Below are 23,139 nucleotides of genomic sequence, written 5' to 3'. Positions count from 1 at the left end.
GAGGCCGGGCAACCCACGACTCAGAGAAGATTGAGGACCATCAAATGCCTACACTCGCAAACGACCTCGTCCAGTTCCTGATGAGCCTTTTCGGAAACCACGAGGCAACACAGGAGTTCCTGGATGATCCTGAGCGCGCCTTGGATGACGCCGGTCTCGGCGGCGTCTGCTCAGCGGATGTTGACGCGGCATTGCCGGTCATCCTGGACTTCGCCCCCATCACCGTCAACGCGTCCTCCTTCGACCGCTCCTACAACACGGGTGGCAACGGCGCTGCAACCGGCGGCGGAGCAGTCGCGGTCACGCCTCCTCCATCCCACGGCGACCACGACCACGATGACCACGGGGACCACGCACACGCTGTCCAGCAGCTGCACAACGTTGTGAACAACTACTCCTGGACCTCGACGGTGGACGATCGCGACACCATCACCGACCAGTCGGTCAACCAGAACATCTGGGCTGACGGCGATGTCACCCAGTACTTTGACAACCACGCCGTTATCGCGTCCGGTGACCGGGCAGTGGCTGCCGGCGATGACGTGGACATGAAGGATTCCAACAACATCAGGGACTCCTACAACACCGACAACTCCAACGACAGCTCGACGGACAACTCCGTCAATGCCGGCCGTGACGCCAGCGTCGGCAACACCGATACGGACATTGACGATTCCTTCAACACCGACGTGGACCTCGACGTTGCCGATTCATACAACGACAACTCGGACAACTCCGACAACTCGGACAACTCCGACAACTCGGACAACCGCGTCGACAACTCTGACAACTCGGACAGCTCCAACCACGCCATTGATGTTCAGGACGTCGGCAACACCACCACCGACAACTCGCTTGCGGTGGCGGACTCGTTCCAGGACAACTCGGACAACTCGCTTTCGGTGGCGGACTCGTTCCAGGACAACTCCGAGAACTCGCTTTCGGTGGCGGACTCGTTCCAGGACAACTCGGACAACTCGCTTTCGGTGGCGGACTCGTTCCAGGACAACTCCGAGATCGAAAACACGGTGGCCCTGGCCGGGGACGACGCAACTGCAGTCTCCTAGCCACGTCCGCGGTATCCAGGCAGTGCCCGGCAGGAGACCACAATCTCCTGCCGGGCTCTTCCCGGCTTACCCCAATGTCCAATTTTCGACCTGACGCAAAGGACTGGCTGTGGTTCAAGCGCAACGACCGGAGGATCGAGCAATGACGGCAGACCCCTCAGGGCCCGCGAGGCAGGCGGCGCCCGCGACGGCGGCCCAACTGGTAAAACTTGTTGAGCAGGGTATCCAAATCGTCAGCGAGGGCGAGCGGGCCGATCTGCGCAAACGCCTCGACCAGACCCTTCGCAGGCTGAACGATCCCAGTATCCGCGTGATCGTGGTGGGCGAATTCAAGCAAGGGAAGAGCAAGCTCATTAACGCCCTGGTCAACGCGCCGGTCTGCCCTGTCGATGACGACATCGCCACGTCGGTGCCTACCGTCGTCCGGCACGGTGATCCGGCGTCGGCCTCTGTCCTGGTGCCGCGCGCGGATGCGGAACCCACTGATGAAGCAGCCCTCGAGCGCCTGCCCATCAATATTGGTGACCTTGCAGCGTACGTTTCCGAACGCGGAAATCCCGGTAATGCCAAGAAGCTGGTGGCAGCGGAGGTGTTCCTGCCCCGCCGGGTGCTGGCCGGCGGCCTGACACTTGTCGATTCGCCCGGGGTCGGCGGCCTGGGGTCAACCCACACGCTCACCACTCTGACGGCCTTGCCCACGGCAGATGCCATGCTCCTCGTCTCCGATGCGTCCCAGGAATACACCGAGCCCGAGATCCGGTTCCTCCGGCAGGCCATGCGCATTACGCCAAGCGTCGTGGGCGTGTTGTCCAAGACGGATTTGTACCCGGACTGGCGCCGGGTAGCCGAGCTTGACGGCGGACACCTCGCCCAGGTGTCGCCGGAGATCCCGCTGTTTCCGGTTTCCTCGGATCTCCGGCTCGAAGCCGCGCGGCAGCAGGACGGGGAGCTGAACAACGAATCGGGCTTCCCCGGCCTGGTCGGCCACCTCCGGACAGAAATTGTGGGCAAGGCCGAACGGATCCAGCGGCGCTCGGTGAGTCAGGATCTGCTCTCCGTCGCGGATAACCTTCGCCTTTCGCTGCAGTCGGAACTGGCTGCGCTGGAGGACCCGCAAGGGACCCCGGCCATGATCGCCGGCCTGGAAGCGGCCAAACTGGAGGCGGACGACCTCCGCAAGAGGTCCGCCCGCTGGCAGATCACCCTCAACGATGGCATCGGTGACCTGATTGCCGATATGGAGTACGACCTGCGGGACCGGTTGCGCCGGATCCAGCGCGAGGCTGAGACGGCAATCGACCTGGGCGATCCGGGACCAACGTGGACCGAGTTCACAAAATGGCTCGAAGAGTGCGCCGCATCCGCCATTTCAGACACCTTTGTCTGGACAAGTGAGCGGGCGCAGTGGCTGTCAACCCAGGTTGCCGAGCACTTCTCCGAGGATGAGGTGGCCCTTCCTGTGCTGCGCGTCTCCGACACCGGGGACGCCCTGGACCCCGTGGACGATATGCCCGGGTTGGATGACGGGCGCATCAACTCCGTGCAAAAAGTCCTTATCGGCATGCGGGGCTCCTACGGAGGCGTTCTGATGTTCGGCCTCCTGACGGGGCTCTTCGGAATGGCCCTGATCAATCCGCTGTCCCTCGGCGCCGGTCTCCTCCTGGGACGCAAGGCATACCGGGAGGACAAGGAAGCCAGACTTAAGCGCCGTCAGGCAGAAGCCAAAGCTCTGGTCCGCCGCCAGCTGGACGATGTGGTCTTCCAGGTGGGCAAGCAGCTCAAAGACAGGCTCCGGCTGGTCCAGCGGACCACCCGTGACCACTTCACCGAAATTGCCCAGGAGCACCACCGCTCGCTTTCGGACTCCGTTGCAGCCGCGCAGAAAGCAGCCACCACGTACACGCTCGAAAAGGACATCCGCATCCGGGATATCAAAGCGGAGCTCAAACGCGTGGACGCACTGCAACAAGCGGCCAGGGGGTTGGTGGAGAAGGAGCCTGCGCCGTCAGGAAGTGCACGCGGGCCCGCAACCACGCCCCAGCGGGCACCGGCGGTGGTGGCGGCCGGATGAAGGCGCCAACCGTCTCTGGAGCAGCGAAACTGATTCAGGAGGCACTCGCCGCCTACAACGATGATCCCGCTGCCGTCACAGCTTTGAAGGGGTATGCCGCGAGGCTGGCCGAACCGTTGCGGATTGCCGTGGCGGGAATGGTGAAGGCGGGAAAATCGACCCTGCTTAATGCCATCATCGGGGAGGAGATCGCCCCCACCGACACCGGCGAGTGCACCCGCGTCGTCACGTGGTACCGGTTCGCCCACTCGCCCCGCATCACGCTGTACCCCGTCGCGGGAGAACCGCGCCTGCTTCCCCTCAAACGGGTCAAGGGACGGCTCGTTTTTGATTTGGGCGCGGACCGGTCGGAGGAGGTGGATCGCCTAGTGGTCGAGTGGCCGTCGCAAAGTCTGCGGAACGTCACCCTCATTGATACTCCGGGAATCGCCTCGCTGTCCGAGGATGTCTCTGCCCGGTCCGTCAGTTTCCTCACGCCGGCCGATTCTCCGTCGGAAGCCGACGCCATTGTCTACCTGATGCGGCACATGCATGGTGCCGATCTCAGGTTTTTAGAGTCCTTTAAAGACACCGAGGCAGGACGCTCCGGCACCGTGAACGCCGTGGCCGTCCTGTCCCGGGCCGACGAGATAGGAGCGGGACGGATCGATTCAATGCTCTCCGCGGGAGACATTGCCGAGCGTTATCGTCGGGACCCCAGCCTGCGCAAGCTGGCATTGGGGGTGGTCCCGGTGGCCGGTCTGTTGGCCCAGAGCGCCCGGAGCATGCGCCAGTCAGACTACGAGTCGCTGGCCCTCCTCGCCGCAATGGACCGGGCGGACCGGGAACGGCTGATGCTTTCCGCGGACAGGTTCCTGCGCGCCACTGATCCGGAAGGGCTCACCGCAGAGGCGAGGGAGCAGCTGCTGGAGCGGTTCGGGCTGTTCGGGATCCGGCTGGGCGTCGTCCTGTTCCGGGCCGGCTTCACGGACCCCACACCGCTGGCGAACGAGCTTGCCCGGCGGAGCGGACTGGACCCGCTGCTGTCCATGCTGGCAGGCCAGTTCCATGCCCGCGCCGACGCCCTGAAGGCACGGACCGCCCTGGTGGGTGTGGAAACCCTGCTCCGAAACTCCCCGCGTGAAGGAACAGGGCATTTGGCCGCCGGACTGGAGCGCCTCCAGATCAATGCCCACGAGTTCCGTGAGTTGCGCCTCTTGGCCATCCTGCGGACCACCGGCGTCACGCTCCGGCACGAACTGGCGGCCGAAGCAGAACGGCTCGTGGGGGGTGACGGTGTGGCAGCCCACGTCCGCCTGGGCCTGCCACCGGAAGCCTCCCCGGAGGACATCAGTGCAGCGGCCCACCTGGTACTGCACCGCTGGCGGCTGGTAGCCGAGAATCCCCTGACGGACCGATCGGCACTTGAGGTCTGCCGCGTAGTGGTCCGCAGCTGTGAAGGCGTCCTGGCCGAGTCAGCCGGACTGCACCTGCACCGGCAGCCCGCCTGAACGGCGGTCCGCTACGGACGTTTACGGCCCGACTTGAACCACCTGCCGGATGAAGGCATGAACAGCGCCAGCAAACCGGCAAAGCCCAGAAGCAACTGGGCGCCCCACAGGAGCACAACGTAAGTGCCGGCGTCGCCCTCCGGAACAAGGAACGCTGCCACAACCGCCATCACCACCACCTGGGCGGCCAGCAGGGGGATCAGCACCCAGCGGGCCCCGCCCCGGCGTCCGGAGAAAGCCGCCAGGAACGCCGCCTGAAGCAGGATCAGCAGAAGCAAGGCGCTGAGGCTGCCCCAGAAAACGATGGCCGTAGACGTGGTCACAGCGTCGGCATTCCCGCCGGGCGCCATCCCGTCCACCACGGTGCGGAGCCGTTCCAGGTGGGAAGCGCGGGTAAGGAAAGAGCCGATGACGACGGCCAGTCCGGCAACCAGGCTGAGCAGCCAGAGGCCCCGTGCCAGGCTGATGCTACGCGGAGTTGGCGGAATCACAAGGATGGGCGCCGGTGCGGCGTAGGACAGGCCGGGCCGCGGCGGGGGAGGAGGGGACGTGGCGGCCCCGGCGGGCGCAACTGGCAGTTGGTGTTCTCCGTCGGGGTGCTGGGGCATGGGTCCTACTTCACGTCGCCGGTGTCATGGGTGTCTGCGTCTCCCGTGCCCTCGGGTCCGGTGCCGGCAGGTCCGTCGTCACCCTTTGACTCCAGCTCATCCTTGAGTTTCTTGAGGCGGGCGGCTTCGGCCTGGTTCCGGCGGCGCATCTCCAGGTTCCGGAGGAAATCGGGATCGTCATCCGGAGCTGTGGGACCGCTGTACTGCTGGCGTACGGGCGTCGTGTTCCTGGGACGGCCGACCAGCAGCCACAGGATGGCGCCGATCACCGGCAGGACAATCATCACGATGATCCAGGCGGGCTTGGAGATGCCCCGGGTCAGGCGGGCATCAGTGCGGATCACGTCCACCAGTCCATACACAAAGATGACGAGTACTGCGACGGCGAGAACCACACGGAAGAGCATGCCATTAAGTCTATCGTCCGCAGGCGGCCGGCGTTCAGGCAGGGCGGCTAAACTTGGATGGTGGCTTTCCTGAAATACTCCCTGATCCGGCTGGCGCTGTTTGCGCCGCTCTTTGTGTTGTTCATGTTCCTGCAGCTGGGGGCGGTGCTGTCAGTGATCTGTGCGGGGCTGATTGCCTTTGCCGTCAGCTACCTGTTCTTCCAGAAGCAGCGCGACGACGCCACCGCCTCCCTGCACCACCGGTTCTCCGGCAAGGCCAAGCCGCTGCGCGGCGCAGGCGAGGTTGCCGACGCGGACGCGGAGGACAGCCTCCTGGACACGAACCCTGATGTCACCATCCGCTCCAGCACCCCCAAGACTCCCGACGCCTAAATCCCGTGCGCCGGGAGCTTGGTGCCACGGGCGGAATGCCGCGGGCCGGGTCACCGCGGTCCGGGGCGCCGGTGGGCGGCTCAGAATCCGTGGCTGAGTACCAGCCCGAGGGAGAACAGCAGGCTGTAGCCAAGGTTGATCAGGCCGGTCTGCTTGAGCACAGGAATCAGGCTCTTGCGTTTGCGGCCGTTGATCATCAGCCACGCCGGCATCAGGCAGGCCGGGATGAGGAGCAGCACGATCAGGATCCATGGCCGTCCGGGCGCAAGGATCACCACCAGCAGGATGGCCACGGCTAGCATCAGCACGTAGCTTTCGCGGGCGTGCTTGTCACCGAGGCGTACTGCGAGGGTCTTTTTGCCTGCCTGGATGTCCGTGGGGATGTCGCGCACGTTGTTGGCCATCAGCAGGGCGCAAGCGATCAGGCCGGTGCCGATCGCGCCGATGACGGCCGGAAGGCTGATCTGTCCGGCCTGCGTGTACGTGGTGCCGAGGGTTGCCACCAGGCCGAAGAAGACAAAGACAAAGACGTCGCCCAGGCCCATGTAGCCGTAGGGGTTCTTCCCGCCGGTGTAGCCCCAGGCGGCCATCACGCAGCCGATTCCCACCAGGATCAGCCACCAGCTCTGGGTGATCACCACCAGGGCCAGGCCGAACAGCATGGCCAGGGCAAACGTTCCGAACGCCGCGTACTTGACGTGCTCCGGCAGGGCGGCGCCCGAACCCACCAGCCGCAGGGGACCCACTCGGTCCTCGTCGGTGCCGCGGACGCCGTCGGAATAGTCGTTGGCATAGTTGACGCCGACCTGCAGGAGCAGCGCCACCAGGGCGGCCAGCACGGCGTTGACGGGGCGGAACGAATCCAGCTCGTAGGCCGCGGCAGTACCGATCAGCACGGGGGCGATGGCTGCCGGCAACGTGCGGAGGCGGGCGCCTTGGATCCATTGTGCGGCTGTGGCCACGGTGAGTACCTCGTGTTGGGTTGGGGAGAACGGTGAAACGGTAGCGCACCGGCCGCCGATAGGCGACGGTGCAGCTCTACTCTACTTTCCCTGATGCAGGTCGTTGAGCCGCTCGATCATGGCCAGGCGGTCCGGCTTGCCATTGGGGAGCATCAGCAGTTCCGGCGCGGCCAGCACCGTTTTCGGTGCCAGCAGGCCAAGCCGCTGGTGCCAGTCCCGTTCAAGCACGACGGCGTGATCCCCTGTGGGGGAGGCGCCGTCACCGGATGCGCCGTCACTGGAGGCGCTGTGGCCGGGCGTGGCGCTGCCGCCGGGCGTGGCGCTGCCGCCGGACAGCGCCACGTAGGCGGCCACGGCCTGGCCCCATTCCGCGGACGGAACACCGGCCACAAAAGCCGCTGCGACGCCGTCGGACTTTTCCAGCTCTTCCTGCACATGCGCGGCGGAGACCTTGACGCCGCCGGTGATGATGACGTCATCAGCGCGGCCGAGCACCGTGAGCCGGCCATCCGCGTCGAGGGTGCCAAGGTCGTTGGTGCGGTACCAGCGGACGCCGTCTTCCTCGTAGAACGTGTCCGTGCTCTCGGGCGCGTCGAGATAGCCGGCGGCGATGGTGTCGCCGCCCAGCAGGATGCGCCCGTCCTCGGCTAACCGGACCTCCACACCGGTGAGCGGCACGCCGTCGTACACGCAGCCGCCGCAGGTTTCCGCGGAGCCGTAGGTGGTGGTGACCCGGAGGCCGGCCTCGCGGGCTGCCTTGAGCAGGGCGGCCGACGCCGGTGCGCCGCCCAGCAGGATGCCGTCGAAGCGGCGCAGGACGGCGAGGGTGTCCGGTGACGGCGACTCCAGGAGCCGCTGCAGCTGGGTGGGCACCAGCGACGTGAAACGGATGGGGTCCGTCAGTTCCAGCGCACCTGCCGTGAATGCTGCGGGCGTGAAGCCGCCGGACATGTCCATGACCCACGGCCGGGTGCCGGCGAACAGCGACCGCACCAGGACCTGCACGCCGGCCACGAACTGCACCGGCAACGCCAGCAGCCACTGGCCCTCACCTTGGAGGGCCAGCGCGGTGGCCATGGAGGAGGCCGCCAGCGCCTCGACGGTCAGGACCGTGGCCTTGGGCGCGCCGGTTGAGCCCGACGTGCGGACCACCGCCACGGCGTCATCGCAGCCGGGGGTCTCAGTGTGCCCCACCACGAGCTCGCCGTCCGGGTTCACGGAAAGTTCGACGGCGGGTCCCTCGCCGCGGAGGGCGGCGGCCAGTGCGGTGAGCGCCGGTTCGATGTCCAGGGGGCCGGGGTGCTGGGCTCCGATGTTCATGTGCCGTCCTGCCTTAGAAGTAGTGCGGGAAGCGTGACCAGTCGGGGTCGCGTTTCTCCAGGAAGGCTTCTTTTCCTTCGACGGCCTCGTCCGTCATGTAGGCGAGGCGGGTGGCTTCGCCGGCAAAGACCTGCTGGCCGGCCAGGCCGTCGTCGGCGAGGTTGAACGCGAATTTCAGCATGCGGATGGCCTGGGGCGACTGGCGGGCGATGTCCGCGGCGTATTCCAGGGCCACTTCCTCGAGGCGTTCGTGGTCCACGGCCTCGTTCACGGCGCCCATTCGGACCATGTCCTCGGCGGAGTACTCGCGGGCGAGGAAGAAGATTTCCCGGGCGGACTTCTGGCCGATCTGGCGGGCGAGCAGCGCGGAGCCGTAGCCGGCGTCGAAACTTCCCACCGTGGCGTCCGTCTGCTTGAACTTGCCGTGCTGGCGGGAGGCGATGGTGAGGTCGGAGACGACGTGCAGGGAGTGCCCGCCGCCGGCTGCCCAGCCGTTAACGACGGAGATGACCACCTTGGGCATGGTTCGCATGAGCCGCTGGACTTCCAGGATGTGGAGGCGGCCGGCCCGGGCGGGGTCGATGGTTTCCTGGGTCTCGCCGTCGGCATAGCGGTAGCCGTCACGGCCGCGGATCCGCTGGTCCCCGCCGGAGCAGAAGGAGTGGCCGCCGTCCTTGGGGGAGGGGCCGTTGCCGGTGAGCAGGACCGTGGCGACATCCGGCGTCATGCGGGCGTGGTCCATGGCCCGGTACAACTCGTCCACGGTGCCGGGGCGGAACGCGTTCCGGACTTCGGGTCGGTTGAACGCGATCCGGACCGTGGGCAGGTCCCTTGTCACGGTGCCGTCCGCGGAGCGTTCCACCTGGCGGTGGTAGGTCATGTCCTGGAAGTCATCGAAACCGGACACGGTGCGCCAGCGGGTGGGGTCAAAGACGTCGGACACCTTGGCGGGAATTTGGTTGCTCACCGGACAAGTCTAGTAATCGGGTCAGCTGATGCAGAACTCGTTGCCTTCCGGATCGGCCATGGTGTGCCATCCGTGCGGGCCTTCGTTGGCGGACCAGAGGAAGGTGGCCCCGCGGGCTTCCAGTTGCTTCCGGATTTCGTCCTTGTCCCGACCGTCCAGGCGGACGTCCCAATGGACGCGGTTCTTGACGGTTTTTCCTTCCGGGACCGACTGGAACAGGACGCGGTGGGCAGGTGCCTTTGCCTCAAGCTCCTCCACCGGCCGGATGGCCTGTCCTGTCCGCCACACAAGTTTGCCGTGGTGGGTGAGGGTTTCCTCTTCCGTGGCGTAGCCCTGGCTGATCATGGAGCGGATGAAGGCCTCATCCTGCGGCTCCACGGCCCAGTCCAGGGTTTCCGCCCACCAGTCGGCGAGCTCGTGCGGGTTTTTGCTGTCCACCACCATCTGGATCTTCAGTCCCATGCCACCAACCTACGCGCGGCAACGGGCCGTGGGATAGGGGAGGCCGCCCCCTGTTCGCCGGGATTAGGGCTGGGCCTGCTGGAGTTGCTCGAAGATTTCGGGCGGAATGGCGTAGATGAAAATGACTGCCAGCAGGTTCTTCGCCGCGTGCACGAAATAGGAGAACATCAGGTTCTTCCCGGTCCACACATACACAAACACCAGGGTGGCGCCCATGGCCAGGTAGGGCAGCAGGGCGGGGAGTGTGATCGCCTCCTGTCCCACGATGTGGAGGGCGGCGAAAAGCACCACGGACAGGGCGCAGCACAGCCAGATGTTGAGCCGGCGGCTGAGCTTGCCGATCAGCAGGTGCCGGAAGATGTACTCCTCCACGAACGGGCCCACGATCACCACCACCGGCACCATCAGCCAGGCAGGGACTTGTTGCATCAGTTCCTGCAACCCGGCCTGGTTTGCGGAGGTCTGCACCCCGCCGGCCGCCGAGACCACCAGCGCGGTGAGAATCATCATGGCTATTACCGCTGCGGGGACCATCATGAGTGTGAACCAGGGCCGGGTGGCCAGCACCCGCAGGTCCCGGCTTATCACGCGGCGGGCGGCAGTCACCGCCAGGATCCCGACGGACCCGTAGAAGATCAGGTTCACTCCATAGGACGCAGCGGCGGGGCTGGGGGCCAGTTGCCGCAGGAGCGGAGCGAGCAGTTCACCGGCGACGGCGAACAGTCCGGCCACGGCGACGTACAGGCCCACGGTGCCGAAATCCAGCGGGGAAAACCGATACAGCTCAGGCTGCGGAGCGGGTGGTCGCCGGTGCGTGGTTGTCATGCATTCAGCTTAACTTCCGCCTCGTTGCTCTATCGCTTTTCGGTGCCATTTAGGGGGCAAGGTCAGTTGGTGGGAGCAGCGGGGGATGTCAGGCTTGCCCCGCGATGGTGAGGGCAATGAGGACGCAGTTCAGGACAACGATCAGCGCCGCGCTGGTCCAGCCTGCGATCTTCAGCGGCATTGAGTCCGTGTGGATGCCCATGACGTCGCGTTTCCCGGTGAGCCGGATCAGGGGGATCAGGGCGAAGGGAATGCCGAAGCTGAGCAGGACCTGGCTCAGAACCAGGGCCAGAGTCGGCTCGATCCCGGCCCCGAGGACCACCAGTGCCGGGATCAGGGTGATCACGCGGCGGGTCAACAGCGGCACGCGGACCCTCAGCAGCCCGCCCATGATGGTGGCACCTGCGTAGCAGCCGACCGATGTTGAGGCCAGGCCCGAAGCCAGCAGCCCGATCGCGAACACCACACCAATGACCGGACCGAGAGCTGAGCTGACGGCGGCGTGAGCACCGGCAATGGTATCCGTCCCTTCAATGCCGCGAAGGCTGGACGCGGCCAGCAGGAGCATCGCGATATTGACTACCCCGGCGAGCATCAGGGCCCCGGCAACGTCGTACCGGGTAGCCCGTATAAGCCGTGTCCGGACGGCAGGATCCTCCGAGAAGCCATGCCTGTCCCGGGCCAGCGCCGAATGCAGATAGATGGCGTGCGGCATTACTGTTGCCCCGAGCATGCTGGCCGCGAGAAGAACCGTATCCGTTCCCTCAAAGCGGGGAATCAGGCCGTTCAAGGCACTTCCGGCATCCGGGGGGTTCACGAAAAGCCCCGACACGAAACCGACAGCTATCACGCCCAGAAGGATCAGTATCGCGTACTCGAAAGACTTCTGACCGCGGGAGGACTGCAGTGCCAGCAGCAGCATCGACGCGAGACCGATGATGATGCCGCCGGCCAGTAACGGCAGCCCGAAGAGCAGGTTCAGCGCCACCGCACCGCCGATGACTTCGGCCATGTCGGTCGCCCCGGCCACAACTTCAGCCTGGGCCCAGTACAACCGCCTGCGGCCCTTGCCCAGGCGCCTGCCCATAATCTCGGGAAGACTCATGCCCGTGGCCAGGCCCAGCTTCGCCGACTGATACTGCACCAGGACAGCCATGGCGTTCGCCGCCACCAGGACCCAGACCAGCAAGTACCCGTAGCTGGCGCCCGCGGTCAGGTTGGCGGCAACGTTTCCGGGATCCACGTAGGCAATGGCAGCAACAAATGCCGGCCCCATCAGCAGCAGACGCGACCATCGCCGCCCCGCCGCGGGGCGTGCCTGAAGTGTTCGTATAGCCATTCTGTTCCTCGTCATCGGGGGCGAACTGATACCACCAAGATAGCGTAATTTAGGCGCACCGAAAACATTTATTTCGGAGTCCCACATTGACCTGCGTGCCCGTCCAAGGCAGGCTGGACCGATGAAGTCCTAAACACCAGCCGGGTCACACCGGACTGCACCCCCGAATCCACGGCCGCCGTCGAGCCTCACCTGCACCTCAGTCAGCTCCGGCGGTCACACTGCGGAAAACAAGGACTTCTCGTGACTGAACACCTCAACCTTTCGGGCGTCTCCCATGGCTACGGCGACCGGCTCCTGCTTGACGGCGTCAGCCTGGTCATCACCGCAGGTGAGCACGTGGCAATCGTCGGTGAGAACGGCGCCGGCAAATCCACGCTGCTCCGGATCCTGGCCGGCCTCGAGGCTCCCGACGAAGGCGCCGCGAGCATTCACGGCCGGGTGGGCTACCTTGCCCAAACCCATGGCCTGCCGGAATCCTTCACCGTGGGTGCCGCCATTGACGCGTCCCTGGCGTCGCTGCGGGCCCTCGAGGCCGAGCTGGACCGGCGGGAGGCGGGCCTGGCCGATGCCGAGGATGAAGAGCTGGAGACTTACGGCCGGCTGCAGACCGAATACCAGCTGCGCGAAGGCTACGCGGCGGAATCCAGGGTGGAGGCTGCGCTGGACCGGCTGGGCCTGGGCGGTCTTGACCGAAACCGGCTCTTGGGCTCGCTGTCCGGCGGTGAACAGGAACGCGTGGCGCTGGCCTGTGTCCTGGCCGATCCTGCGGACATCCTGCTCCTGGACGAACCCACCAACCATCTGGACGCCCGGGGAACGGCGTGGCTGGAGGACCGCCTGGCTGCGCACCGCGGCACCGTGGTGTTGGTGTCCCACGACCGTGTGCTGCTCCGCAAGGTGGCCAGCACCATCATCGAAGTGGATGCTGAGCGCAGTGCCGTGACCCGCTACGGAAACGGCTATGACGGTTACCTCCGCGAGAAGACCGCCGAACGCCAGCGCTGGGTCCAGGAGTACCACGCCTGGATCGGCGCGATGGAGGCCGAACAGCGGCAGGCGGACACCGTGGCCGGGAAAATGGGCTACGCTCGCAAACGCGACGGCGACAAGATGGGCTTCGACTTCAAAGCCGGCACCTGGCAGAAGGCGGCGACCAGCAAGGTCCGCAACGCCCAGGAGCGATTACGCCGGCTTGAGGCCAGCCCGGTTGACCGCCCGCCGGTTCCCTTGCGCCTGAACGCGGACCTGGCGGTGGATCCGGAAACTGCGCCGGCGCCGGCTGGCCTGGTTGAGCCCTCAGCGGTGCTCTCAGTCCGTGGCGTGAGCGTCCCCGGCCGCCTGCGCCCCGCGGATTTCGAAGCCTGGACCGGCGACAAGATCCTCATCACCGGTCCCAACGGCGCCGGCAAGTCCACGTTGCTTTCCGTGCTGGCCGGCACGCTGGAACCTGCCGAGGGGAGCGTGATTCGCCCGGCGCGCGTCGGCTACCTCCAACAGGAGCTCGAACTGCCGGAACGGCCCTCGCTGCGGCTGCTGCCGGCCTTCGTGGCAGGCCTGGGCGGCAACATCGATGAACATGCCGAGGCTCTGCTGCGCCTTGGCCTGTTCCGCACCAGCGAGTTCCACGTCCCGGTGGGCAGCCTGTCCGCGGGCCAGCAGCGCAGGCTCGCCCTCGCCCGACTGCTGCTGGGCGGCTTCAGCACGCTGATCGTGGACGAACCCACCAACCACCTGGCGCCCGTGCTGGTGGAGCAGCTCGAGGAAGCGCTCGCGGACTTCGGCGGGACCCTCGTGATGGTCAGCCACGACCGCGCCCTCCGCGACTGGTTTGCGCGGAACGCGAAGAAGAGCGAAAAATCGCGGACTGACGAGGCCAGCCGCTGGATCCGCTACTCGATGGACAACGGGGTGCTGGCCCGGGCCTGATTGCCTGCCCCGCCCGGGTCTGTCTCGGTGCGGCCGGCATAAATCTTGCATCCAGGCCGCCTGCTCCACGGTTCCCCGGAAAACGGTGAGTTTTGCGCAAAGGAACTGTTACGCACGGACCGGCGGGTGGAAACATCGGCGGCGGAGGATTGGCCCATGCCAGTCTTTCCGCCGGCCGAAAGGATCTGTCCGTGATCACCAAGAACCTCTTCCTGCAGGGCATCTTCCCGTTTGAGGGGGCTGGATTGGAAAAACCCGTCCTGATCCACAGCGCGTTGTCGCACTACGTTCCGGACGGCGTCATCAACCAGACGCTCTACTTCAGGGGCGGAAATTCCACCAGTGACCTGATCACGGTGGTACTGATGCGGAACGGCGTGCCCATGCGCTACTTTCCCATCGGTGCCAAGAGTGAGGTCCACGTGCCGCTGCGTGTGGTAGAGGACATCGACGGCGGCTCCGTGATTGAGCTCCATCTCGCGGCCCCGGACGGGGTGACGGGATTCGTGGTGGTGGACCTGGGCATGGTGGAACACTGATGACCAGTGTGATGGAGCGGCCGCAGGGCAGGCACCTGGGCGGCGCGCCCCGCCGTCGGCTGGTGGTGGTGGGCAACGGGATGGCGGGCGCCCGGGCGGTTGAGGAGATCCTTGCCCGGGGAGGCGTGAACCAGTTCACCATCACCATGTTCGGGGACGAGCCGTACGGCAACTACAACAGGATCATGCTCAGCCACGTCCTCTCCGGCGAGGAAAGTGATGCCGACATTTTCCTGAACTCACTTTCCTGGTACGGCGAGAACAGCATCACCCTGCACGCTGGCGTCCGGGTTGACCGAATCGACAAGTCCACCAAACATGTGTTCTCCAACGACGGCCGTGTGACGCCTTACGACACACTCATCATCGCCACCGGGAGCCGCTCCCACATGCCGCCGATGGACGGACTCTACACGCCTGCCGGGTCGGTGAAGCACGGCGTTTTCGGCTTCCGCACCATCGATGACACGCGGAGGATGGTCCAGCACGCCCAGCAGGAGCACCACCGCCGCGCCGTGGTGATCGGCGGCGGCCTGCTGGGCCTTGAGGCGGCTTACGGACTGAAGAACCACGGGATCGAGGTGGAGGTGGTGCACTCCGGCGGGCATCTCATGAACGCGCAGATGGGGCCCGACGGCGGTGCGGTGCTCCGTATGAGCGTGGAGGCCCTCGGTATCCGCGTCCACACCAACAGCCGCACCACCGCCGTCCTGGGCATGGACCGGGTCAGCGGCGTGAGCCTCCGGCACCGGGAGGACATCGCCTGCGACATGGTGGTGGTGGCCGCGGGGATCCGGCCCAACGTGGACCTCGCCGTGCTGAGCGGGCTGCCGGTGGAGCGTGCCATCGTGGTCGATGACCAGTTGCGCGTCCAGGACGAGGATGACATTTATGCGGTAGGGGAGTGCGTCCAGCACCGCGGCGAGGTCTACGGCCTGGTGGCGCCGCTGTGGGAACAGGCCGTGGTGCTCGCCAACCACGTGACCGGCGCCGACACGTCGTCGGCCTACCTCGGCTCGCGGACAGCCACGAAACTCAAGGTGGCGGGTGTGGAAGTTGCCTCCATGGGGCTCCACGGCCCGGAACTCGACACGGACGAGCACATCGTCTTCTCGGAGCCCAGCCGCGGCGTCTTCAAGTCCATTGTGGTCCGCGACAACAAAATGGTGGGCGCCACGCTCCTGGGCGACAGCCGGAAGGTGGCCTACCTGACGCAGGCCTACGACCGCGGGCTGCCCCTGCCGGCGGAACGGATCGCGCTGATGTTCGACGTCGGTGGGCCGGGTGAGGACGTGGGTGTGGCTGAGCTCGACGACGTCGCCCAGGTTTGCAACTGCAACGGCGTTTCGAAGGGGGCACTCGTGGCCGCCGTGAAGGGCGGCTGCACGTCGGTTTCCGGCGCCATGGACGCCACCCGGGCCGGCAAGGGCTGCGGCTCCTGCAAGCTTCTGGTCAAGCAGGTGGTGGAATGGGCGGCGGACTTCGCTGTGGAGGAGGATCCGGCCGCCAGCTATTACGTGCCCGGGATTCCGCTGGACAAGCCGGCCCTCATGGCGGCCATCCGCAAGCAGGGGCTGCGCTCCGTTTCCCAGGTATTTTCCGCCTTGGCCCCCGGTAAAGCCGAGGACGCGAAGTCCAAGATGGGCCTGGCCTCACTGCTGAAGATGATGCTCGCCGACCAGTACATCGATGAACGCGACGCCCGCTTCATCAACGACCGCGTCCACGCCAACATCCAGCGGGACGGCACCTTCTCCGTGGTGCCGCAAATGATGGGCGGCGTCACGTCCGTGCAGCAGCTGCGCCGGATTGCCGACGTTGCGGAAAAGCACCACGTGCCGCTGATCAAGCTGACCGGCGGGCAGCGGATCGACCTGCTGGGGATCCCCAAGGAAGACCTGCCGCAGGTCTGGGCTGACCTGGACATGCCCTCCGGCTACGCGTACGGGAAGAGCTTCCGGACGGTGAAGACCTGTGTGGGCAAGGACTTTTGCCGGTACGGGACGGGCGATTCCACGAAGCTGGGCATCGAGATTGAGTCCCGGTTCCAGGGGATCGAGTCGCCGGCCAAGCTGAAGCTGGCGGTGTCCGGCTGTCCGCGGAACTGTGCAGAATCCCTCGTCAAGGACGTGGGCGTGGTGGCCGTCGAAGGTGGCCGTTGGGAGCTCTACGTCGGGGGAGCGGCAGGCGCCCATATCCGCAAGGGCGACCTGCTGGCCACCGTGGACGATCCCGAGGAGGTCAAGCTCCTCACCGGCCGCTTTATGCAGTACTACAGGGAGCAGGCCAACTGGCTGGAGCGGACCTACGCGTTTGTGCCGCGGGTGGGCATTGAGCACCTCCGGGCGGTGATTGTGGAGGATTCCGAGGGCAGCGCGGGGCGGTTGGATGCCGCCATGCAGGCGTCCGTGGACAGCTATGTGGATCCGTGGAGCGAACGCGACGATCCGCTGACGCCTGGCCAGTTCCGCACGTCCCTGCCGCTCACGGTCCTGCCGCAGGTACCGGTCCGATGAGCGCCGGTCCGATGAGCACACGTCCGATGCCCGCCAGCCACAACCTGGGCCCCGTGGACCAGATCCCCTTCGGCGAGGGCCGGGCCTTCGGGGTGGACGGCGAGCAAGTGGCCGTCTTCCGGCTTCGCGACGGGTCCTTGCGGGCATTGTCGGCTGTCTGCCCGCACAAAGGCGGTCCCATCGCAGACGGCACCATCGACCGGCAGGTGGTGATGTGCCCGCTCCACCAGCACGCTTTCGAGCTGGACACAGGCTGCTCCACCACGGGGGCCGAATCGTTGCGCACCTACGACATTCAGATCGACCCAGCGCAGAACATTATTTTGCAAAGCATCCAAGGGGCTGGCAATTATTCAGCTTAACTCCCGCTGAATGTAGCCCGCGTCACGATCGGCCGACGCGGGCTTGTAGGATGGATAGGCCGCGCAAATTCGACTTCCTGAGAGTTTTTGTCCACATAATTCCCCTAAACGGGTGATAAACGCGAATTATCTGGACAAAAGCTCCCGGTGTCCGGTGCCGGCCAACCTCCGACCCCACAAGGAATTGTTGTGCCTCAAAGTACCCCCACAGAACTTCAGAGCCAGACGGCACCATCCGCCGCCGTCGACTCTTCCCTCAGCGCCGAGGGCTACAAAAAGACCCTGGGCCGCCGCCACGTCACCATGATCGCGATGGGCGGCGCCATCGGCGTCGGGCTCTTTATGGGCGCCGGCGGACGCCTGGCCTCCACCGGACCTGCCCTGATTTTCTCCTACGCCATCGCCGGCGTCATCGCGTACCTGCTGATGCGTGCGCTCGGTGAGCTGATCATGTACCGCCAGACGTCCGGCTCGTTCGTCAGCTACGCGGGCGAAATGTTCGGCAAAAAGGGCGCGTTCCTGTCCGGCTGGATGTACTTCATCAACTGGGCCATGACGGGCATCGCCGAACTGATCGCCATCGGGCTGTATTTCCAGTTCTTCTTCCCCAACGTCCCCGTTGAGCTGTCCGCCATCGCCGCGCTGGTGCTGCTGGTGGCCGTGAACCTGCTCAGCGTCAAGGCGTTCGGCGAATTCGAGTTCTGGGCCTCCTGCCTCAAGGTGGCCGCCATTGTCATCTTCCTGGCCGTGGGCACCTTCATGGTGGTCACCAACGCCAAGGTGGGCGACGGCCATGCCTCCGTCAACAACCTCTTCCACGACGACGGCGGTATGTTCCCCAAGGGCGCCCTGGTGATGATCCTGGTGCTCAACGCCGTCATCTTCGCCTACAACGCGATCGAACTCGTGGGCATCACCGCCGGCGAGATGGAGAACCCGGAACGCGAAGTCCCCAAGGCAATCCGCGCCGTGGTGTTCCGCATCGTGGTGTTTTACGTGGGCTCCGTGACGCTGCTGGCCATGCTCCTGCCGTCAGACCAGTACGTCGCCGGCACATCCCCGTTCGTCACCGTGTTCGGCCAGATGGGCCTCGCCTGGATGGGCGATGTGATGAACATGATCGTCATCACCGCGGCACTCTCGTCCTGCAACTCCGGCCTGTATTCGATCGGCCGCATCTTCCGCACCATGGCCAACAACGGGCACGCCCCGCAATGGCTTACCAAAATGTCCAGCCGGCACGTGCCGTACGCAGCCATCCTGGCCATCGCGTCCGTCTACCTCGTGGGCATCCTGCTGAACATCTGGCTGGGCGGCTCCCACGCGTTCGACCTCGCGCTGAACTCGGCCTCCATCGGCGTCATCTTCACGTGGGGCTCCATCTTCGCGAGCCAGATCGCGCTGCGGAAAAAGAAGGGCAAGGTCTCCTCCCTGCCCATGCCCGGTGCACCGTGGACCAGCTGGGCGGGCCTCATCGCGCTGCTGGCCATCACCGTGCTGATCGGCTTCGACACCATGACCGACAAGGCCACCGGCGACGTGTTCATGCTGGGCCTCTGGACCCTCGCCACCATCCCGTTCTTCGCCCTGGTGCTCTGGCTGGGCTGGCAGAAGGTCAAGCACAACGAGCCCAAGAGCGAGCTCTTCAGTTAGGGGCTTCCGCCCCGGCAGACGCTAAGTAGTACGACGACGGCGGGTCGCCCTCCCGGGGGCGGCCCGCCGACGTCGTTAATTCCCATCGACTGCTCCGTAACCGCCGTTATGGGGCCTCAAAAGGGCCGTTACGGAGCAGTCGATGGGGGTTGCTTTGCGCCCACACCTTTGAGGTGCCGGGCGAAGTGGTCCTCGATCCGCTGCCAGGCTTCGGCGGCGGAGGCCGGGTCCGGGCCGATGCCCATCACGCGCATCAGGGGCCGGAACAGTGCCGGGCCCTCGTCGGTTTCGTTGAGGAACGAATGGCCGGCGGTGGGAAATTCCTTGACGCTGTTTTCGATGCCCAGGTCGTCCAGCGCAGTCTCGAGCCTGCGGGCGGCGCCCTTGAGGGTCTTGTCCTTGCCGCCGAAGTTGGCCACGATGGGGCAGGCCCCGCGGAGGGCTCCCTCCAGGTCGCGGGGCAGCCGGCCGTAGTTGACCGAGGCCGCGTCAAAGCCGTCGCGGGCCACCAGCAGGGCGAAGCCGCCGCCCATGCAGAACCCGATCACGCCGGTTTTGCCTGTGGACAGCGGCGAAGCGGCCAGCCAGGTCCGGGCTGTGGCGAGGTCGGTAAAGACCCGGCCGCTGCCCGTCATCATGCTCCGCATGGTGCTGACCAGGCAGCGCCGGGCGCCGCCGTCGCTGAAGAGGTCCACCGCCAGTGTCAGGTAGCCGGCCCGGGCCAGCCTGTCCGCGTGTGCGCGTATTTGGTCGTTCAGCCCGAACGCTTCGTGGATCATCAGGACGGCGGGAAAAGGTCCCGTTCCGGACGGTGTGGCGAGGTAGCCGCCCAGCGAAGGCGAACCTCCGGCTGCGGCACTTTCGGCGCTCAGGTCGGCGTACGTCATGGGCCAAGGGTAGCCGCCGCGCTTCATCGATTGCTCCTATGGGCCCCAAAAGGGCTGTTGCGGAGCAGCTGATGGGTAAGGAGGGCAAACGGACGGCGGCGGATCCCCATGGGAATCCGCCGCCGTCCGGTCTTGAAGAACTAGTCCTTCTTGAAGGTGTCCTTGATATCTTCGCCGACCTTCTTGGCGTCAGCCTTGACCTGATCCGTCTGGCCTTCAGCCTTCAGACTGTCATTGTCCGTGGCGTTTCCGGCCGCTTCTTTGGCCTTACCGCCGAGGTTTTCCGCTTCGTTACTGATCTTGTCTCCGAGGCCCATGTCGCTAGCCGCCTTTCGTTTCCTGTTGATCAAACACTGCCATTTCACCCTAACACAAAGCATGCTTAGTATTTCAAGGGCCTGCTGTGAGCGTTGCCTGTCGAATGTCCGCGGCCCCGGCTAGGCTCGATGCATGGAGCACAAGACCACCCTGACCCAGCACATCCATGCCAGCCCGGACAAGGTGTGGGCGGTGGTTTCGGACATCCCGGGCTCGGCCGCTACCCTGTCCGGCATCAACGCCGTGCAGATGCTCACTGAAGGGCCCTACGGCGAGGGGACCCGCTGGAAGGAAACCCGGACCATGCTGGGCCGGGCGGAAACGGTGGAGATGTGGGTGTCCAAGGTTGATCCGCCCCGCAGCACCACCGTGAAGGCGCATCAGGGCGGTGCCGACTACACCACCCGCTTCAGCCTTGACGGGCGCGACGGCGGAACGGAGCTTACGCTGACGTTCGGCGCCGACATAGTGAAGCCCACGGTGCTCAGCAAGGTCACCATGGCCTTGTTCGGCAGGATCGGCATGAGCATCACCCGCAAGGCCCTCGCGAAGGATCTTGCAGAAATCGCGGCCAAAGCGGAATCGCTTTAGTGGCGGCCAAGCTGCCCAAGGTCGTCGGTCCCCGCCTCACCGAGGTCCGGCTGGAGGACCTGACCGATGACGCCGCCCCGAATTTCCGGCGCGGTGAAAAGTACGACGGCGTCCGGTACAGCCGCGTGGCTGCCGACGGTCTCGAACTGAGCGGTACGGACTTCGCTGAGTGCGATTTCCAGGGCGTCTCGTTCAATGACACCCAGCTTCGCGGGGCAGGCTTCCGCGATTGCATCCTGTCCGAGCTGTACGCGCCGGTATTCCGGGCAGCGCGGTCCACGTGGCGTGACGTGCACCTGAACAACCCCAGGCTTGGGTCGGCCGAACTCTATGAAAGCGGCATGCAGTCCGTGCGGATCGACGGCGGCAAACTGGACTTCCTCAACCTGCGGGGTGCCAAGCTGACCGACGTGCTGATCACTGATTGCATCATCAATGAGTTGGACCTGGGGTCCGCCGCCGGGACGCGGGTGGTGTTGAAGAACTGCACCATTGGAACGCTGGACCTCACCGGGGCGCGGTTGAAGGACTTCGACCTCCGCGGCAGCGATTTCCGGACCATCAGCGGCCTGGGCAGCCTTGCCGGATTGGTGATCGATGACTACCAGCTGAGCCTGCTGTCCCCGCTCCTGGCCGGCCATCTGGGTATCCGGGTGGTGTAACGGCTTCCGGTCCAGAGCCGGTCAGTCGAAGAAACCCACGATGTAGCCGATGAAAAACAGCAGGAACAGCAGGACGCCACCGGCGATGGCCGCGATCCAGAAGACCTGCTGTCCTTTTCCGGACCCCTTCAGCACGGGTTCATGCGTTCCCGCCACGGAACCCTCACCGGGCGGTGTCTCGCCCGGTGGAACACCGCCGCCGGGTTCCAGGCCGGTGATCTTGTCGTCCTGCGGATCGGGGTTAGGTCCTGTCACGGTAACTCCCTCGGCTCGGCGTCCTGGTGGTGTCCCCAGACTAACTGCCAGCTGTTGACGGGCCTAGGCTGATGCTGTGACTTTTCTCGAACCCATCACCTTGACCGGCCGGCACGTCATCCTTGAGCCGCTCAGTTATGAGCACCACGACGGGCTGGCGGCGGCAGCGCGCGATGGTGAGCTGTGGAATCTTTGGTACACGTCCGTTCCCAGACCGGAGGGGATGACCGCGGAGATTGACCGCAGGCTGGCGATGCAGGAGCAGGGGTCCATGCTGCCGTTCACCACCCGGCTCATTGATCCGGCCACCGGGGGCCCGGGCCGGATTATCGGCATGACCACGTACTGCAATTTCGATGCCGCCACACCCCGCGTGGAGATCGGCTACACCTGGAATGCCGCGTCCGTCCATGGCACCGGTACCAACCCGGACTCGAAACTGCTGCTGTTGCGCCACGCCTTCGAGACAATCGGCTGCGTGGCGGTGGAATTCTGCACGCACTGGATGAACCAGCAGTCCCGGGAGGCCATCGCCAGGCTCGGCGCCAAGCAGGACGGCGTGCTGAGAAGCCACCGCCGGACCAGCGACGGCGTACTCCGGGACACCGTGGTGTTCTCCATCCTGGAACACGAGTGGCCCATGGTCCGTAACGGCCTTGACCACAGACTGGCTAAACGGCCTTAAGGCGTATAGGCCCCAGCAGCCCGCAGCGCTGCGAAGTACGCCTTATAGCCCTCAGCGTTCGGGTGCAGGAGGCTGTCCGGGTCGCCAAGGTCGAAATTGATCCAGGGGAGGCCCGATGTTGATAAGGCGCCATGGCCGGCGAAGGCAGTTCTGACGTCGACGTATTGAACCCTGGTATCGAGTGCGGCGTTGGCGATGGATCCATTCAGACCGTACGCCAACTGAGTGGCCTGGCCCCTGAACATGGACAGGGAATCGGTTGGATCGGAGGTCAGCGGTTCGAAGAGGTAGGGGTAGCCGGTCACCACAATTTTGGCGTTGGGTGCGGCGGACTTCACGCTTTTAATCATCGCCTTCACGTCGTTGTAAAGAGTTCCTCTGCCATCGCCAATGAGGGCGTAGGCGGTTGCGACGGACTCTGCACAGACCTGAGGTGCGACGGGGTTGCTGGAATCGAAGATGGCGGTGAGGCAGGAGCTGGTGATTGTCCCAAATGCGAGGTTGTTGCCACCAGCGGTGATGGTAACGAGTTCGGTCTTCCTGTTCAGCTGGCCGAGCTGCTCTTCCACGACCTTCTGCGTCGTTCTACCGCTGCAAGCCGCGTTCGTGGTGACCTTCACCGTTTTGAGTGCATCCGCGAGTTCGGAGTAGGCGTTGTCACTGCGGAAACAACGGTCCGTGCCCAAGTACGGTCCCGCACCCTGCCCGGCGGCGTAGGAGTCGCCCAGGGCCACGTAGTAGTCGTATTTGTCTATCGCCTGGGCAGGAGCCGCGAGACTCAGGGTCATCGCCAGAGTGGCGAGGCCGGCTGCAAAAGCCGAGCACCGCCGTCGTACTGTTGTCGTTGCCATC

At 65.3% G+C, this 23,139-nt stretch carries 24 protein-coding genes; 12 read left to right on the top strand and 12 right to left on the bottom strand.

Features of this window, described 5'->3' with window-relative positions; genetic code table 11:
* Positions 1-44: 44 nt before the first annotated feature.
* From IAQ70_RS02190 to IAQ70_RS02180, 3 genes are all read left to right on the top strand, one after another.
* Positions 45-1,067: an IniB N-terminal domain-containing protein gene (locus IAQ70_RS02190; protein ID WP_190987644.1), complete on the top strand. Its 1,023-nt coding sequence runs from the start codon at positions 45-47 to the stop codon at positions 1,065-1,067.
* A 142-nt stretch (positions 1,068-1,209) separates the two neighbouring features.
* Positions 1,210-3,138 (top strand): dynamin family protein, encoded by a 1,929-nt coding sequence (locus tag IAQ70_RS02185; RefSeq protein WP_190987643.1) that lies wholly within the window; start codon positions 1,210-1,212, stop codon positions 3,136-3,138.
* On the top strand, positions 3,135-4,628 hold the full coding sequence (locus tag IAQ70_RS02180; protein WP_190987642.1) for a dynamin family protein: 1,494 nt from the start codon (positions 3,135-3,137) through the stop codon (positions 4,626-4,628). Before IAQ70_RS02185 ends, IAQ70_RS02180 begins: the two co-directional genes overlap by 4 nt.
* Before the next feature lie 11 nt (positions 4,629-4,639).
* Here IAQ70_RS02180 and IAQ70_RS02175 read toward each other — a convergent pair whose 3' ends face one another.
* Positions 4,640-5,236 carry a hypothetical protein gene (locus tag IAQ70_RS02175; protein WP_223858609.1) on the bottom strand — a complete coding sequence of 199 codons (597 nt, stop codon included), beginning with the start codon at positions 5,234-5,236 and terminating at the stop codon, positions 4,640-4,642.
* 5 nt (positions 5,237-5,241) lie between these two features.
* Positions 5,242-5,643 (bottom strand): PLD nuclease N-terminal domain-containing protein, encoded by a 402-nt coding sequence (locus tag IAQ70_RS02170; RefSeq protein WP_190987641.1) that lies wholly within the window; start codon positions 5,641-5,643, stop codon positions 5,242-5,244.
* Between the two features lie 57 nt (positions 5,644-5,700).
* Here IAQ70_RS02170 and IAQ70_RS02165 point away from each other — a divergent pair, with 57 nt between their 5' ends.
* A complete protein-coding gene (locus IAQ70_RS02165; protein WP_190987640.1) occupies positions 5,701-6,015 on the top strand; it encodes a DUF4229 domain-containing protein in 315 nt (104 codons plus the stop codon).
* Positions 6,016-6,095: 80 nt separating this feature from the next.
* Here the strand turns inward: IAQ70_RS02165 and IAQ70_RS02160 are convergent, their stop codons facing one another.
* The 6 genes from IAQ70_RS02160 to IAQ70_RS02135 form a co-directional block, all read right to left on the bottom strand.
* A complete protein-coding gene (locus IAQ70_RS02160; protein WP_190987639.1) occupies positions 6,096-6,977 on the bottom strand; it encodes a 1,4-dihydroxy-2-naphthoate polyprenyltransferase in 882 nt (293 codons plus the stop codon).
* A gap of 81 nt (positions 6,978-7,058) precedes the next feature.
* Positions 7,059-8,297: an AMP-binding protein gene (locus IAQ70_RS02155; RefSeq protein WP_190987638.1), complete on the bottom strand. Its 1,239-nt coding sequence runs from the start codon at positions 8,295-8,297 to the stop codon at positions 7,059-7,061.
* A gap of 13 nt (positions 8,298-8,310) precedes the next feature.
* The gene (locus IAQ70_RS02150) at positions 8,311-9,264 is read right to left on the bottom strand and encodes a 1,4-dihydroxy-2-naphthoyl-CoA synthase (RefSeq protein ID WP_190987637.1); all 954 of its coding nucleotides are present in this window, start codon (positions 9,262-9,264) and stop codon (positions 8,311-8,313) included.
* Between the two features lie 21 nt (positions 9,265-9,285).
* Entirely contained in the window at positions 9,286-9,726 is a 441-nt protein-coding gene (locus IAQ70_RS02145; RefSeq protein ID WP_190987636.1) for a VOC family protein, read from the bottom strand.
* Between the two features lie 63 nt (positions 9,727-9,789).
* Positions 9,790-10,551 carry a CPBP family intramembrane glutamic endopeptidase gene (locus IAQ70_RS02140; RefSeq protein ID WP_190987635.1) on the bottom strand — a complete coding sequence of 254 codons (762 nt, stop codon included), beginning with the start codon at positions 10,549-10,551 and terminating at the stop codon, positions 9,790-9,792.
* A gap of 88 nt (positions 10,552-10,639) precedes the next feature.
* Positions 10,640-11,890: an Nramp family divalent metal transporter gene (locus tag IAQ70_RS02135; protein ID WP_190987634.1), complete on the bottom strand. Its 1,251-nt coding sequence runs from the start codon at positions 11,888-11,890 to the stop codon at positions 10,640-10,642.
* 243 nt (positions 11,891-12,133) lie between these two features.
* On the opposite strand from IAQ70_RS02135, the gene IAQ70_RS02130 reads away from it, so the two are divergent.
* The 5 genes from IAQ70_RS02130 to IAQ70_RS02110 all read left to right on the top strand — a co-directional run bounded on the left by IAQ70_RS02130 (position 12,134) and on the right by IAQ70_RS02110 (position 18,889).
* Positions 12,134-13,819, top strand: a complete 1,686-nt coding sequence (locus IAQ70_RS02130; protein WP_190987633.1) for an ABC-F family ATP-binding cassette domain-containing protein — start codon at positions 12,134-12,136, stop codon at positions 13,817-13,819.
* Between the two features lie 191 nt (positions 13,820-14,010).
* On the top strand, positions 14,011-14,358 hold the full coding sequence (locus IAQ70_RS02125; protein ID WP_190987632.1) for a molybdopterin oxidoreductase: 348 nt from the start codon (positions 14,011-14,013) through the stop codon (positions 14,356-14,358).
* Positions 14,358-16,874 (top strand): nitrite reductase large subunit NirB, encoded by a 2,517-nt coding sequence (nirB, locus tag IAQ70_RS02120; protein ID WP_223858607.1) that lies wholly within the window; start codon positions 14,358-14,360, stop codon positions 16,872-16,874. The genes IAQ70_RS02125 and nirB overlap by 1 nt, the downstream gene beginning before the upstream one ends.
* An 11-nt stretch (positions 16,875-16,885) precedes the next feature.
* Positions 16,886-17,236 carry a Rieske (2Fe-2S) protein gene (locus IAQ70_RS02115; protein ID WP_190987631.1) on the top strand — a complete coding sequence of 117 codons (351 nt, stop codon included), beginning with the start codon at positions 16,886-16,888 and terminating at the stop codon, positions 17,234-17,236.
* 189 nt (positions 17,237-17,425) lie between these two features.
* The gene (locus tag IAQ70_RS02110) at positions 17,426-18,889 is read left to right on the top strand and encodes an amino acid permease (protein WP_190987630.1); all 1,464 of its coding nucleotides are present in this window, start codon (positions 17,426-17,428) and stop codon (positions 18,887-18,889) included.
* 128 nt (positions 18,890-19,017) lie between these two features.
* On the opposite strand, the gene IAQ70_RS02105 is transcribed toward IAQ70_RS02110, so the two are convergent.
* Both IAQ70_RS02105 and IAQ70_RS02100 read right to left on the bottom strand, forming a co-directional pair.
* The gene (locus tag IAQ70_RS02105; RefSeq protein WP_190987698.1) at positions 19,018-19,776 is read right to left on the bottom strand and encodes a dienelactone hydrolase family protein; all 759 of its coding nucleotides are present in this window, start codon (positions 19,774-19,776) and stop codon (positions 19,018-19,020) included.
* A gap of 140 nt (positions 19,777-19,916) precedes the next feature.
* The gene (locus IAQ70_RS02100) at positions 19,917-20,093 is read right to left on the bottom strand and encodes a CsbD family protein (RefSeq protein WP_190987629.1); all 177 of its coding nucleotides are present in this window, start codon (positions 20,091-20,093) and stop codon (positions 19,917-19,919) included.
* Positions 20,094-20,226: 133 nt separating this feature from the next.
* On the opposite strand from IAQ70_RS02100, the gene IAQ70_RS02095 reads away from it, so the two are divergent.
* Both IAQ70_RS02095 and IAQ70_RS02090 read left to right on the top strand, forming a co-directional pair.
* Positions 20,227-20,685, top strand: coding sequence for an SRPBCC family protein (locus IAQ70_RS02095; protein ID WP_190987628.1), 459 nt, complete (start codon positions 20,227-20,229; stop codon positions 20,683-20,685).
* A complete protein-coding gene (locus tag IAQ70_RS02090; protein WP_317983554.1) occupies positions 20,685-21,347 on the top strand; it encodes a pentapeptide repeat-containing protein in 663 nt (220 codons plus the stop codon). Before IAQ70_RS02095 ends, IAQ70_RS02090 begins: the two co-directional genes overlap by 1 nt.
* A gap of 21 nt (positions 21,348-21,368) precedes the next feature.
* On the opposite strand, the gene IAQ70_RS02085 is transcribed toward IAQ70_RS02090, so the two are convergent.
* Positions 21,369-21,602, bottom strand: coding sequence for a DUF6480 family protein (locus tag IAQ70_RS02085; RefSeq protein WP_190987627.1), 234 nt, complete (start codon positions 21,600-21,602; stop codon positions 21,369-21,371).
* A gap of 76 nt (positions 21,603-21,678) precedes the next feature.
* On the opposite strand from IAQ70_RS02085, the gene IAQ70_RS02080 reads away from it, so the two are divergent.
* The gene (locus IAQ70_RS02080) at positions 21,679-22,287 is read left to right on the top strand and encodes a GNAT family N-acetyltransferase (RefSeq protein ID WP_190987626.1); all 609 of its coding nucleotides are present in this window, start codon (positions 21,679-21,681) and stop codon (positions 22,285-22,287) included.
* Here IAQ70_RS02080 and IAQ70_RS02075 read toward each other — a convergent pair.
* On the bottom strand, positions 22,284-23,138 hold the full coding sequence (locus tag IAQ70_RS02075) for an SGNH/GDSL hydrolase family protein (protein WP_190987625.1): 855 nt from the start codon (positions 23,136-23,138) through the stop codon (positions 22,284-22,286). The two genes, IAQ70_RS02080 and IAQ70_RS02075, sit on opposite strands and share 4 nt — an antisense overlap.
* Position 23,139 lies beyond the last annotated feature (1 nt).

Origin of the sequence: Pseudarthrobacter sulfonivorans, assembly GCF_014712225.1 — a bacterium.
Taxonomy (GTDB): Bacteria; Actinomycetota; Actinomycetes; order Actinomycetales; family Micrococcaceae; genus Arthrobacter; species Arthrobacter sulfonivorans.
The sequence above is the reverse complement of the archived record's forward strand: the minus strand, read 5'-3'. Positions and strand labels throughout refer to the sequence as shown.

Excerpts from the sequence above, each read along its gene's own strand:
- IAQ70_RS02190 (WP_190987644.1), top strand. The coding sequence starts at position 45 with ATGCCTACACTCGCAAACGACCTCGTCCAGTTCCTGATGAGCCTTTTC.
- IAQ70_RS02185 (WP_190987643.1), top strand. The coding sequence starts at position 1,210 with ATGACGGCAGACCCCTCAGGGCCCGCGAGGCAGGCGGCGCCCGCGACG.
- IAQ70_RS02180 (WP_190987642.1), top strand. The coding sequence starts at position 3,135 with ATGAAGGCGCCAACCGTCTCTGGAGCAGCGAAACTGATTCAGGAGGCA.
- IAQ70_RS02175 (WP_223858609.1), bottom strand. The coding sequence starts at position 5,236 with ATGCCCCAGCACCCCGACGGAGAACACCAACTGCCAGTTGCGCCCGCC.
- IAQ70_RS02170 (WP_190987641.1), bottom strand. The coding sequence starts at position 5,643 with ATGCTCTTCCGTGTGGTTCTCGCCGTCGCAGTACTCGTCATCTTTGTG.
- IAQ70_RS02165 (WP_190987640.1), top strand. The coding sequence starts at position 5,701 with ATGGTGGCTTTCCTGAAATACTCCCTGATCCGGCTGGCGCTGTTTGCG.
- IAQ70_RS02155 (WP_190987638.1), bottom strand. The coding sequence starts at position 8,297 with ATGAACATCGGAGCCCAGCACCCCGGCCCCCTGGACATCGAACCGGCG.
- IAQ70_RS02145 (WP_190987636.1), bottom strand. The coding sequence starts at position 9,726 with ATGGGACTGAAGATCCAGATGGTGGTGGACAGCAAAAACCCGCACGAG.
- IAQ70_RS02140 (WP_190987635.1), bottom strand. The coding sequence starts at position 10,551 with ATGACAACCACGCACCGGCGACCACCCGCTCCGCAGCCTGAGCTGTAT.
- IAQ70_RS02135 (WP_190987634.1), bottom strand. The coding sequence starts at position 11,890 with ATGGCTATACGAACACTTCAGGCACGCCCCGCGGCGGGGCGGCGATGG.
- nirB (WP_223858607.1), top strand. The coding sequence starts at position 14,358 with ATGACCAGTGTGATGGAGCGGCCGCAGGGCAGGCACCTGGGCGGCGCG.
- IAQ70_RS02115 (WP_190987631.1), top strand. The coding sequence starts at position 16,886 with ATGAGCACACGTCCGATGCCCGCCAGCCACAACCTGGGCCCCGTGGAC.
- IAQ70_RS02105 (WP_190987698.1), bottom strand. The coding sequence starts at position 19,776 with ATGACGTACGCCGACCTGAGCGCCGAAAGTGCCGCAGCCGGAGGTTCG.
- IAQ70_RS02100 (WP_190987629.1), bottom strand. The coding sequence starts at position 20,093 with ATGGGCCTCGGAGACAAGATCAGTAACGAAGCGGAAAACCTCGGCGGT.
- IAQ70_RS02095 (WP_190987628.1), top strand. The coding sequence starts at position 20,227 with ATGGAGCACAAGACCACCCTGACCCAGCACATCCATGCCAGCCCGGAC.
- IAQ70_RS02075 (WP_190987625.1), bottom strand. The coding sequence starts at position 23,138 with ATGGCAACGACAACAGTACGACGGCGGTGCTCGGCTTTTGCAGCCGGC.